The sequence below is a fragment of the Bradyrhizobium sp. Kon56 genome, from assembly GCF_055807635.1.
On the sequence record NZ_JBVVOU010000067.1, the window covers coordinates 1 to 12,968 of the forward strand.

General features: G+C 58.9%; 5 protein-coding genes and 1 pseudogene. 2 read left to right on the forward strand and 4 right to left on the reverse strand.

The features are described 5' to 3' along the window. The first annotated feature begins 1,749 nt into the window (after positions 1 to 1,749). Positions 1,750 to 3,147, forward strand: coding sequence for an oxygen-independent coproporphyrinogen III oxidase (hemN, locus tag AC0L3B_RS37425; RefSeq protein WP_473382511.1), 1,398 nt, complete (start codon positions 1,750 to 1,752; stop codon positions 3,145 to 3,147). A gap of 1,578 nt (positions 3,148 to 4,725) precedes the next feature. After that, a complete protein-coding gene (locus AC0L3B_RS37430; protein ID WP_473382514.1) occupies positions 4,726 to 6,081 on the forward strand; it encodes a carbohydrate porin in 1,356 nt (451 codons plus the stop codon). Between the two features lie 639 nt (positions 6,082 to 6,720). Here the strand turns inward: AC0L3B_RS37430 and AC0L3B_RS37435 are convergent. From AC0L3B_RS37435 to AC0L3B_RS37450, 4 genes and pseudogenes are all read right to left on the reverse strand, one after another. Further along, entirely contained in the window at positions 6,721 to 7,650 is a 930-nt protein-coding gene (locus tag AC0L3B_RS37435) for a TauD/TfdA dioxygenase family protein (RefSeq protein ID WP_204514079.1), read from the reverse strand. Between the two features lie 433 nt (positions 7,651 to 8,083). Beyond that, complete coding sequence (locus AC0L3B_RS37440; RefSeq protein ID WP_473382517.1) at positions 8,084 to 9,343, reverse strand: pectate lyase family protein; 1,260 nt, start codon at positions 9,341 to 9,343, stop codon at positions 8,084 to 8,086. A gap of 587 nt (positions 9,344 to 9,930) precedes the next feature. Continuing rightward, on the reverse strand, positions 9,931 to 11,340 hold the full coding sequence (gene ltrA, locus AC0L3B_RS37445) for a group II intron reverse transcriptase/maturase (RefSeq protein WP_473382519.1): 1,410 nt from the start codon (positions 11,338 to 11,340) through the stop codon (positions 9,931 to 9,933). 458 nt (positions 11,341 to 11,798) lie between these two features. Then, positions 11,799 to 12,841: pseudogene (locus AC0L3B_RS37450) on the reverse strand (IS256 family transposase). Positions 12,842 to 12,968 lie beyond the last annotated feature (127 nt).

Sequence of the window (12,968 nt, forward strand, 5' to 3'; positions counted from 1 at the left end):
CACTGGAAACCATCGCGCCGTTGAGCGATGATCCGAGCGTCAGCATCACGGCTATCGCCAGCTGACCAGCCCGGCTCCAGCCGGCGAACGCGGTGGCCCGCCGCCACCTACACCACGCCACGGGACACGATCGCCACCAACAGCAAAACCCAAGATTAGATCGGTCCCCAAGCGAGGGCCGACGTCGATGGCTGCCCGCCGCGATCGCGTCCGAAAGAAGCGGCCGCAAACGGCGCTAGAAACGCGGCCTCAGGAAATGAGCAAGCGGCACCTTTACGCAATCCTAGCTGAGGCGGTCAGGAATACCGTCTAGAGCTATGGGCGCCGCGATCTCCCGGGTCTAGGCCGCCGTAGTCGGTTCATTCGGGCTATTTGGTTTCGCGCGATTTGTGCCTATCCGACGAACAGTGGCCTCCAGTAGAACGTTCGCGGCAGGAGGGATCGATCGTACATCAAGTCATCCAATTTCAAGAGGCCGGATGCGCTGAATTGGAGAGAAGAGAGCATTCTGCTTGTTGAGCCTCGTTTTCGGGTACGCGTTTTTGGGGAAGCGCCCGCCGTCCTCGTTTGCGCCGGTGTTCGGAACTTTCGGCACAACGCCGCGCCCAACGAACTACACGAGCCGAGTGAAGCCGCTTGATCCTCAACCACTTTCGATATCTGCGACCGACGTGTGGAGAGCTGGCCTGGGACTGAACACTCGGCAAATCATCGAGGTACGACGTGTCCGGGGGTGAGCCCGGTGGTGCTCCGACTGTGATCGGACCTTCCGGGTTTAGACGAAGGCGCGAGTTTCCTCGCCGGCTTCGATAGGTTTGAGCTGACGGCGGAGATGAAACGGAGGAAGGTGAAGCGGTGAGTACCAGATAGCTCCACTATTCGATCGCTCGCCCGTTCTCCCGAAAGAACCTCGTATAGAATGGCCTGTGGTCGGGCGACGCCATGCTTAGCGTTGGAGCGGCTTGACGAGCTGCCCTCGCGAGATATTGCCTGACGTCGCTTAAAAGGTCGGCTCCTGCGGTGCACAGACACACGAAAACGGCTAACACCAACGTAGGTGCCTTGACGTCTGTGCAAAACCGGCGGCGCCTCTGAGGCGGCCGGCTGTTCAATTGCACCCATCCGTTCTCGCTCACCTACCCGGCTCATTTCCTCACGCCAGCTGCGCGAGAGCCGCCGATAGGAAACGTTTCGCTCGTAGCGATATTGCCGCCGAGTAACGGACGCATGAAAGGACTTCTTCTGCGAGGGACCCATGAAGACGCCCACCGACAATCCCTCCATTGGCGAATTTCACTACGTACCGGGACGGAGCCAAGCGGACGCATTATTCCTGGACCGATGGGGAATACGCACGCAGAATCAACTACCAACCTTGTCAGTTGATGGAGAATACGGGACCGTATCAATGTTGGTCATTGAACCTCGCACGAGTCAATCGTGGAGCAGTTCGAGCTCTAGCAGCATAAACGGCCCTGGTGGGTGTCTCGTTGCCAAAGAATAAGACTATCGAGGCGGACGAATTGGGGACCCCGCCGTGGCCGTGTTGATCCGAGTATCTCGCTTGCAGAACTTGTTCTCTGTGTCCGAGGGGAGCGGATTGTTATCCGACAGCGCGTTTCTTCGGCAGATCGGCCGTCACGCAAGCTCCCAATTGCCTAGCGACAGTCCCGATCGCCCTTGGCAAGCAAAGGGATGCAAGACAATTCGCTTGCGACGGAAAACTTCGTAAACATGGGATAACAATCCTTGCAGACCTCGATCTTAAGCACGTATTACGATGCTCGCCTTCCGTGGTACACCATCTATCCAACTGTAGCCCAGTTCTCCAAAGCAGTCGGCGCCGACGCCTGTGAGAGATGGCTGCAGCATCTGCCGCTTGATCAATCGGTGTCGCTCTATTTCCACATTCCGTTCTGCCGATCGATTTGCTGGTATTGTGGCTTCGCTCGAAGCATCACTCGCCGGCATTCTCCTATCCTCGACTTTTTGGGGGTTCTTCGTAAGGAGATCGATTTGGTCGCGGCGCACCTTGCGCAACCGCTGCCTGTGAGCGACGTCCACTTTGGCGGTGGAACGCCGACCCTCATCGAGCCAACGGAATTCCGGCGGTTGATGGAGCTTCTGCGCCGCCGCTTTGCGATTTCGAACACGGCCGCCATTGCTGTTGAGATCGACCCGCGCACGTTCACGCTCGCCACATGCGAAGGGTTGGCGGCTGCCGGCGTGAACCGCGCGAGCCTCGGCGTCCAGAGCTTCGATCCAATTGTCCAAAAAGCCATCAACCGGGTCCAGAGTGAGGCACAAACCGAGCGCGTTGTCGAATCGCTGCGGCAGCATGGAATAATGCGCGTCAACTTCGACCTCATCTACGGTCTGCCAAATCAGACGGTGCAGTCCTGCGTTCAGACCGCGACAACGGCGCTGGCCATGCGACCAGACCGGCTTGCGGTGTTCGGCTACGCGCACGTTCCTTCCTTCAAGAAGAATCAGCGCCTGATCGACGAGGCAGCGCTGCCAGACAGCCATGCCCGTGCAGAACAAGCAGCCGCGATGGCCAATACACTGACTGCAGCTGGCTACCGCCAGATCGGACTCGACCATTTCGCCTTGCCGGACGATGAGCTCGCGCTGGCGCAGAAAGCCGGTCGCCTGCGGCGGAATTCACTCGGTTACTCGGCCGACACCTGCAATAAAGTGATCGGCTTCGGACCGTCGGCGATCGGCCGGCTTGGCGAGGGTTACGTCCAGAACGAAGTTACAGCGGGTTCCTACAGCGGCCAAATCAACGCCGGCCGTCTGGCGACGTCAAGGGGCTACTGTCTCAGCCTTGAAGACCGCGTCCGGGCCGCGATCATTGAGCGGCTAATGTGCGATTTCGAGGTCGACGTGCCGGCAATTGGCGATGCTCATGGATTTGAGCCGGTGGGTTTCCTCGGTTCAGGCGAACGCTTGGCAATGCTCGCTGAGGATGGGATCGTCGAAATGGAAAAGGGATTCATCCGCGTGAGGCCGGAGCATCGTTTTCTCACTCGGGCTGTGGCAGCCGCATTCGATTGTTATCTTCGCGCCCCCCCTGTTCAGACCAGCCAACGCAATGATTGGATGAAATGCATCACGTTTTGCTGCACGCGCCAGGAAGCCTGAGGAATGCGTTCGCTCACCTGGCACACTCACAACCAGCTCCAAATCGGTCAACCACGCCGTGCGAAGCTGTGCGGCGGAGACTCGCCCTGACCCGCGGCGCGAAGACGAGCTGGACGCACTGCTGCCGGGAATTGGACACTCCGACAACAACGCTCCTCGCCCAAGCAGCACGACCATACAAGTTTCATCCCATCACCGCTATTAGCCGTGTAGCCACGGACCTCGATGGGGACGATGACTGGTTGCGCGACGCCGCCAACCAACTGGAGATCGAGAACGGATCATCCTATGTCGTCGGAGATGATGATATCTCGGCGTTTAGGGACTTCCGGATCGAAAACCCTGATCGAGCCCGTCCGGATGGACAAGGACATCTGACCCTTGGCTCCAGCGGTGGCAGCCGAAATACTGCGTGATACGGCGCAAAGCATGGTCGAGCGCAACAAATATAACCAGATCCGGCGGGATCACGGTTCTCGAAAAGATCGTTCCCCGTAAGAGCTTCGCGCGACGTGCATCGAAGCGACGCCTAGAATTCACCCGCCGACGCTGCCATACCGATCGGCCGTGAACGCCGGGGCGCTGTGGAGTCGAGCGACACATTAGCTGCGATTCGCGCAGCGACAGCCGACCTCCCGCTCAGTCAACTACCAAACCTAGCAATTGATGGAGACCACGGACACATGCCAGTCAGTGGCGGTGAAATTCGCCCGGCCGCATAAGAAGTCGCCACGCGATATAGATTTCATCGATCAATGGAGCTGATGGATGTTTTGTCTCGCCGTCCCCAGGTACCAAACTGTCTCCAATCGTGTTCTCCATCTTCCCATGAGAGCCACTCGAGAGTTTGTGGCGGCGAGCCTACGGGCCGTCAAGGATGTTAGCCCCTGCTGCCTGCCTGTGCTTCATCCCATCGGCCGAGCTGCGAGCGGCGTTTCTTGGATCGGGCGTGTTGTTGTGCGAGCTCCGCTATTGCCGCTGCTCTCTGTTCAAAACTATTTTCTTTCGTTTTGCCAGCGGGTTTGTCGCAAGGTCGCTGGGCTCCGTGTATCGGCCACCAATCTCTTGCTAGCGAACGCGCACACCGAGCCAGCCCGCTAATGTCGACACCCTGCAGCAGAAGCTCGCCTTCGATTAACGACCGAGCGACTGGGTCGTTTTGCGCTGTGTACCCACACGTAGGCCAAGCGGCGCCGATGTGGTGATAGCGCGCAAGGCTGAGCGGTCTCGCTGACATAGATAGGCCACCTGGTGTCAAGCGTCACCCACCGCATTGAGGGGCAAGATTTGACATCCGCTCTAGGCCGTCAGTGGAAGTGCACTTTTTTCAAATCGACGGACGCGAAAATCACCATGCATCATTGCGTTATAACGCAGCTATTCATGCAAGCGCACCCGGCTGGCGTCGTTGCTTTCATGTCTGGACCAACTGCGAAGCCACGAAGTCGTATTGTCCTTTGTCTGATAGCTAGTCTCGCCAGCAGTTCGGCCGCGCGGAGTGGCGAGATCTCTGGCCCAAGAAGCCACAGCCCCGATGAGCTCGACGAGGCAACAAGCAGAACAATTTCGGATCCGGCCATGACATTCCGAACCGGGCGGCCCAAGGGAGCAGCGCGCCTTTCTGGGAGCTTCCTGTCGAAAACAGCTACGTCCACGACAAAGCGCGACAGTGCCCTCGAGACTGCCAAGAGCGGAATCCAAACGCAGACCGATCCATTCGCAAAACTCGATAACCTCCGCGAAAAAGGTGGCGCGTTCACTGCTCCTGGTGCTGCGGACACGATAAATCAGGACGTAGCTTCTGTCAGATCCGAGCTTTCGGACCTCGGGATTGGATTTGCTGGCTGGACTCTAAACACGTTTGTCAACGATGAGCTCGGCAATGCCGCCAGAAGCACCATCGCCAATCAGCAATACGTTGGCCAGAATCCGACATTTAGTACGGTCAACTCGATGATCGTGACCTATGACCTCGCTAGGTTCGGCATTTCCGATGGCCAGATCGTGGTCGGAGCCGAGCATCAATACTGGACATGGAAGAGCGCCGGGCCAGACCGACTGGGACTCAATGCATTTTCTTACTATCAAACCTTCTTCGACAGGAAAATCGAGCTCAAAGTGGGCTATCTCAGGAACCAACATGAGTTTGCGGGCGCCGGCGACAAGGTGTTTGGACCCTCGTCGAAAATGCTTTTCCAAGCAGGCATGAGCAACAACTGGGCGCCAACGCCTGCTCTTAATCTCAAGTACAATTTTGATGATCGCTTATATAACAAGTTCTCAATCCAGCGCTCGGTCAGTCCAGCTGGTCAATATGCGCATGTAAGCGAGAATCCCACTGGCCTGAACTGGAGCACGCGCGACGCAGGCATTCTTTTGCTTGATGAACTTGCGTATAGGAACAAGCCTATTCCAGGTGTGCTGGAGACGTGGTTGCGGGCTGGCGCGGGCTTCAACAACAGCAGCTACACGGACCTAGGGCATCCGACGCAAGCAACAGCCAAGGCGAACACCGTCTACTACGTAGCTGCGGACAAGCAATTCTGGCAGTCTGCCGCCTACAGCTCGGCATCTCGCGGAATCTACGGCGGGTTCTCTGCGATGTACGCTCCGCCTGACCTGAATAGGGCTAGTCAGTATTACGAGGTTCGCCTGTATGCGAAAGGCCTATTTGACGGCCGGCCCACTGATCAGATGAGTCTTGTTGTCAGCAACACCATCTGGAGCCACTTCGCAGTGGACGCTGCAGTGGCCAAAGAGCAGCTGGCGCACCGCGACAGCACGGCAATTTCGGGACTGTATACGGCCCATCTGGCGCCCGGGATATATACTACCGTAGGGCTGACGTACATCAATCACCCGACAAGCATTACCTACACGCCACAAACGGGACACGCCCTGAATATATTGGTATCTACGTCGGTGTTTTTTTAAGGCCTCGAGACTCGCATGAATTGGCAATGTAGTCGATATCACAATCGTCCTTTTTAACGGCTTGGGCCCACTCATCACGGCGATTTGGGTATCGCTGTGCTCCTGACGCGAAGCCGGGTACCGCGTAAACTTAGCCGTGATGTCCAAGGTAGTATGCTGTTGGGAATGGTAGGTTAGAGCCTTGCTGCTTCGTCTACGAGCGGTAGGCCGCGTCGTATTGCGCAAGATCTACACCCTCCGGCCGCGGAATTGATCTCTGGTGCTCATTTGTTCAATCGAATGCTGCTCTTGCGGCAGCCACATTGCTTCGCTGCCTCAGACTCGCGCTATTTCTGCCCGACGGTTGTGACGCTGGCCGAAAGCCGATGCACAAGGTCGGCGGACACGTATCCTCCGCGGCAAATCAAGCTGCCGCGGCCGGATGACTTGCGCTACTTGAATACTGAATCAATTTCCGCTGGGCTGAGATGAGCTTTCAGCATCTCACTTCAGCAAGGAGGTCGGCTCGCGAGTCTGCGGCGCGTTAGCCCCTCCCATCCAATTGCGCGCGGCGTTCTGCTCGGTGAACTTCTCTTCGCAAATATCTATTCGCGCGAACATGCGATAAGAGCAGTGCATTATCGATTAATTGCCGAGCTGCTAGGCAACTGTCGTGGAGGGGTATTTCGTCGACTTGAGGCGCGTTACACTGCATCGGCCATCGACGCTGACGGGCGCGTCACCATCGATTGTGGCACGATGAACCACGCGATGCTGATCACCGTAATCATTGACCGCATAATGCTGCGTTGCGCGGTTATCCCAGATCGCGACGTCGCCTTCTTTCCAGCTCCAGCGTACGGTGTTTTCGGGCGCCATGATATGGGACTGGAATAGATCAAACAGCTTCTGACCGTCGCGTTTCGGAATATCGACAAACCTTTGCACCAGATCGCCGAGCACCAGCGCGCGCTCGCCGGTGTCGGGATGTACACGGACCACCGGATGCTCTGTCTCATAAATCGTTTTGGTAAAGACTTCATCAAAATGCTTCTGGTCGATTTCGCGAACACGGCAGGTCCCAGCGTAGTCGAAGGCGTTGCTGTGAACGGTCCAGAGTTCGTCGGCAAGCCGTTGGAGCGGCCGCGGCAAATCTAGGTAGGCGGCCACGGCGTTCGACCAAATCGTATCGCCGCCCGACGATGGGATCACAACGGCTCGCAGCACCGCAAGTTTGGGATACGCCGCGAGAAAGGTTCCATCGGCGTGCCATACATCCGCCCGGCTACCTCCGCGCGCGGAATCAAGCTCGATGATCGAGGTCGTTCCATTGATCGCACCGAGTGTCGGATGCGGCACCAGCTTTCCCAAACAAGCAGCAAAACGCTCCTGCTCCGGGTCGTCAAGATGCGCCTGATCGCGGAAGAAGATCACCTTGTGTTCGAGCAGCAAGCTGTTGATCGCAGCGACGGTTTTGCTCGGCAAATCACCCGAGAGCTTGATATTTCTGATTTCAACACCGATGCGCGCTGCGCGCTCGACGACGTCGGTCGGTGGAATGACACTCTCGCTCGAAGCTGTTTCATTCATCGCGAATTTTTCCAGGTTTTGCGGATTCTTTACGCGGACGAGGGCGCGTGTCACTCGGTTTCGAAGGCGAACCTCGCGCTACGGGTGCTCTTGAGCAAGCACCATGCCAGACGGAAAACGGAGCTGTGAACGTCCGTCAGGTCGCGGATCGGATGATAATTCGAACAGTTTGCCAGGAAGTCGATGCCGCCTCCGATCCTTTTCAACCCGACCCCACCAAAACCCGACGTAACAATCTGAGACGAGCGCCTAGGCCGGCGGCGAAAGGCATAGCGCGCACAATCGACAGGGATTCTAACGCTCGGCACCCGAAGAAGGCCATACCGCCCGCGTGCAAGGTCCGGCATGCGTGCCGTTCTCGTCCAGTACGCGCCTTCTGGCCAACTATTTGCGGCAATCGGCCCAGTCTCGAGCCGCGTCTGCGAACGAGCTATCACCGGTTCTCAAGGTGTCCGGGACCTGCCCTGGCCGTGATCACTGCCGGAACATCCTCCGCTGAAAATGGAAGAGGAATAGATGACCTTGGAAGAGCTCCAAACGATTGAATTACGGTTTGATCCAGGCGAAAGCCGTTGATCCGCGGCACTGGGATCGCGATGTTCTCGATGCACCGACGTCCGAGCACGCTGAAGCAGATGCTCTGCACGGTCGCGCTGGCTTTGCCTAGGAAGCCAAACATATGTCCACTACCAGTCTTTATAGGTGTTTCAATGTTGTCAAAGTAATTACCCTCGATCAGTGCTTGCACAGATGGTCCAGCGTCCACCGCATGGAAAAATCCGCCGCTCTGTTGCGCATTTGTATTGTGGAAGTAATTGTTAGCGAGATGAATAATGCCCTGCGCACCGTCAATGTGCGGCGCCCGCCCCGAGATCTCATGGAAATAGTTATTTACGATGGTAATCGTCTGCGGGACACCGAGAAACAGGAGATTCCAATAGTGCTCTCCGTTACAATAGGAGGAATAGGTATCGCTGCCATCGAAGTCGTTCCAGAAAATCGTAATGTTCGTCGTCGGGCCAAAGCCGCCGGCAATCATCTGCCGCCCGACGTTATGAAACCGGTTGTGGTCGATCCAAACCAGGTCGGCTCGTGCAATTGCAATAGCATCGCCGGCAAATATCACGCCGCTATTGATATCACCGATGGTCAGGTTGCGAATAATGACGTTGCTGACCGCATTCAGGCGCAGCCCCTTCCCTTTCATTGTAGCGTTCGGGCCAACACCGATCACTGTCTTGTTTGAGCCGATTTCCAGCGGACGCTTACCGGCCCTGTCGAAGCCGACCAACATCTTCTCCTTCCCATCGCAATGCGCGTCGTTGCCATCCATAAGAAGAAGGGATTCACGCTTGTAAGGTGCCGAACAAGCACGGCCATATTGGCAACCCTGCCCTTCGCCTCGCCCTTCCGTGGCAGTAAAATCTATAGTTCCTATTACCTGGATCTCACGCGGGGTATTGTTACTGCAGTACCCGAAGCTGTACGAACGACACAGCTCATACGTCAGATCTTTGGCTGATCTGACCTGAACTACCTCGCCTCCAAGGCCGCCCGTCGCTCCAACGCCAAAGCCTTTGAGGGCTTCGGATCGCACATTGTTAGGTCCGAGCACGGACGAGACGCCGAGGACGAGAGCAATTCCGCCGAACACGCGTAACGAACGCCTGATGTGCTTCATCGTGTCGTTCACAGTCACATGCTCTCTCTGTTACGCGGAAATCCGCGAGGACCGGCTGAACTGGAACAGTCCATCAGCATGCGGCGTTAACGCCATCAGATCGTCCTCAATAAGGCAGCCTCGGAATATCGGAGCCATGCTACACGACAGCCGAAGTCTGCAGTCCCAGGCTTCCTACCAGCTGCGTGGATCTGGGTAGCCATTGGATAATCACAGCCGATGAAAGCAGGGGTCGATGCTTCGAGAGCCCCGTCAGAATCAAAGCAGGACTCCCACAGCTCACCGTAAGGCGCCGTCAGCATCTCAACAAGATGCGACGGCCAATCGAGCGTTGATAGAGGACAAAAGTCCACGCATGGCGTCCCAGAGCTGTCTCAGATCGAGCGCTTGCATGGTGCCGGCGAGATGCATTGTTTAGGCTGTTCGGCGGCCATTCTGAAACGATTTTCCCAGTTCAACACAGATCCCCCTGACACGAAGATTCGAAATATCCTGGGCGAAAGAGATCGTGGTCGAGTAGCTCAGCCATTTGGCTTTCGCCCTCACAGATCCGGGCGGGCGGCTTTCCCGCACCCGGCTCTTCCCGAGGGTAACCCGCGTCATAACCGCGCCTGCGCCCAAGTGCGAGTGATGCGTGGGACGGGCAGACGGAAGCGTGCCGTCAAGGTCTCGAACTCCGACCAGCCCATGCGCCGACTTTTCTGACTTCGCCGTCTCAGACAGCGCAGCCAGATCCGACGCACTTCGCGGTAGAAGCCGTTAAGCGCTGGATAATTGTGCGGCCTGCCGTAGTAGCCGTAGTGTCCACGCAGCACTGCGGCGAACCACTCGTGCTGGGTGGCCAGTGACTCGTGCATGAGCCGCCAGGCGTCCTGGCGCAACGCCGTCAGCTTGCGCGTCAGGCGTTTCCCTTCCGTCTTGTGCTTCACGATAAACCGGCCGTCCCGGGTCCGCCCGCAGTAGTGCGTGAAGCCGAGGAAGGCGAAGGTCTCGGGTCGCCGCTCGCCGCGCCGCTGACGCGAGAGGGCCGCAAACCGACCGAACTCGATCAACCGCGTCTTGCCCTCATGAAGCATCAGGCCAAAGCTGGCCAGCCGCGCCTTGAGGGCCAACAGCATCTCCTGCGCATCCGCCTTGCTCTCGAAGCCCATGACGAAGTCGTCCGCATAACGCACGGCCACAACGCGACCGCGTGCGCGGCGACGGCGCCATTGATGGGTCCAGAGGTCGAGGATGTAGGGCAGAAAGATGTTGGCGAGGAGCGGACTGATGCCCGCCCCTTGCGGGGTACCCCTGTCCGTTTCTTGCTTCTCGCCGCTCTCAAGTACGCCGGCCCGCAGCCACAACCTAATGAGCTGCAAGATACGAGGATCGGCGATCCTGTGCGCCACTATCCGCAACAGCCACTCGTGGTCGACCGAGTCGAAGAAGCTGCGTATGTCGGCATCGAGCACCCAGTTGACGCGCTGGCTCATGATCGCCGTATGCAAGGCATCAAGCGCCATATGAGGATTCCGCCCCGGCCGGAAGCCGTAGGAGAACCCGAGGAAGTCGACCTCGTAGACGGCGCTCAGCACCTCGGCTACTGCGCTTTGGACAATCTTGTCCTCTAGCGCCGGCACACCGAGAGGCCGCTTACCGCCATCGGCTTTGGGGATGTAGACTCGTCGCACCGGCTGTGGCCGGTAGCGACCCGTGTGGACCCGTCCGCAGAGGTCGCGGATGTTATCCGTGAGCCTCTGTTCGTACTTCGCCACCGTCACCCCATCGACCCCCGCGCTGGCCTGCCGCTTTTGTCGTCGAAACGCCCGAAGCAGAGCGTCCTCGTCGACATGGTGCAGCAAGGCCGTGAACCGGGTTTGGTCAGCCTGCTTGGCCGCCGCGTTCACCCGTTCGAGGTTCGGCGGCAAGGCAACCCGGCTCTGTGTCCGGACCCTGGCCCTCTCGCGCGGGCTCCCCTCAGGCTGGTCCCTTCCCTCCATGCGTCTCGTTTCCTTCGACGACTTCACAGGTACTATGGACCAGTCCGACTCCCGACCTCAGCTCGGACCGCGGCTCTGGCACTGCCTTGCCGCTGCCCCCCGTTGGAGACCAATCCAAGGGACCCGGTCGGGCCTCTCATGTTCCGATGATTACCTTCCATGCGTGATCCGGCCATCGACCCCGACGGAGCGGCATCGTCTCGCATAACGACGATACTCATGCTGCCTTCGTGTTTAGGGAACACACTCGGCCTCCGCGAACATCCACCTTTCGAGGCTCATTCCCGAACCCCGCATGGCTCCTGTCTACACTTCGAACCCCGCGTTGCCGCGACGCCCGCAAGACTCGGTCCCGGCCTGCCTGCTTCGGCTTTGGCCGGATGGGACTTGCACCCACAAGCATTCATCAGCTTGGCATGACGTACTCCCGTGGCGTGGTGTAGCTGGCGGTGTATCACCGCGTTCGCCGGCGAGACCCGGGCTGGTCAGCTGGCGATCGCCGTGCGGCTGACGCTCGGATCATCGCTCAAGGGCGCGATTGTTTCCAGTGTCATGTAACGGACGCGCTGGACGGCCCATTCATCATTCTGTTCGAGCAGGATCGCGCCGATGAGGCGGACGATGGCGTCTTCATTGGGAAAGATGCCGACCACCTCGGTCCGCCGCTTGATCTCGCCGTTGAGACGTTCGATCGGGTTGGTGGAGTGCAGCTTGGTGCGATGCTGCGGCGGGAACGTCATGTAAGCGAGCACGTCGGTTTCGGCCTCGTCGAGAAAGCCGGCAAGCTTGGGCAGCTTGGGCCGGAGCTGATCGGCGACCTTGCGCCACTGCGCTCGCGCGGCCTCGGCATCGTCCTGGGCAAACGCGGTGGCGATGAAGGCGGAGACGACACGCCGGCCGCTCTTGCCGGCATGCGCCAGGGCGTTGCGCATGAAGTGGACGCGGCAGCGCTGCCAGCTGGCGTTGAGCACCTTGCCACGGTGGCCTTGATGTCCTCGTGGGCGTCGGAGACGACCAGCTTGACGCCGCGCAGGCCGCGGCGGGCGAGCTTGCGCAGGAACGCCGTCCAGAACGTCTCGGCTTCGGAAGGACCGATGTCCATGCCGAGCACTTCGCGGCGGCCGTCGCTGTTGACGCCGACTGCGACGATCACCGCGACAGATACGATGCGGCCATTCTGGCGCACCTTCACGTAGGTGGCATCGATCCACAGATACGGCCAGTCGCCCTCGATCGGACGGGCGAGGAAGGCCTTCACCTTGTCGTCGATCTCGCCACACAGCCGGCTGACCTCGCTCTTGGAGATGCCGGTCATGCCCATGGCCTGGACGAGGTCGTCCACCGAGCGGGTCGAGACGCCCTGCACATAGGCTTCCTGAACCACGGCGGTGAGCGCCTTCTCGGCCATGCGTCGCGGCTCCAGGAAGCCCGGGAAGTAGGAGCCCTCGCGCAGCTTGGGAATGCGCAGCTCAACCGCGCCGGCGCGTGTCTCCCAGATCCGGTCGCGGTAGCCGTTGCGCTGGGCCAGGCGTTCGGGGCTCTTCTCTTCGTAGGCCGCCCGGTCTGGCCTTCCACTTCCAGCTCCATCAGGCGCTGGGCGGCAAAGCCGATCATCTCGCGCAGCAGATCGGCGTCGGGGGTCTTCTCTACGAGCG

Bases quoted from the DNA above. Each gene is read 5' to 3' on its own strand.
- AC0L3B_RS37435 (WP_204514079.1), bottom strand. From the start codon at position 7,650: ATGAATGAAACAGCTTCGAGCGAGAGTGTCATTCCACCGACCGACGTC.
- AC0L3B_RS37430 (WP_473382514.1), top strand. From the start codon at position 4,726: ATGACATTCCGAACCGGGCGGCCCAAGGGAGCAGCGCGCCTTTCTGGG.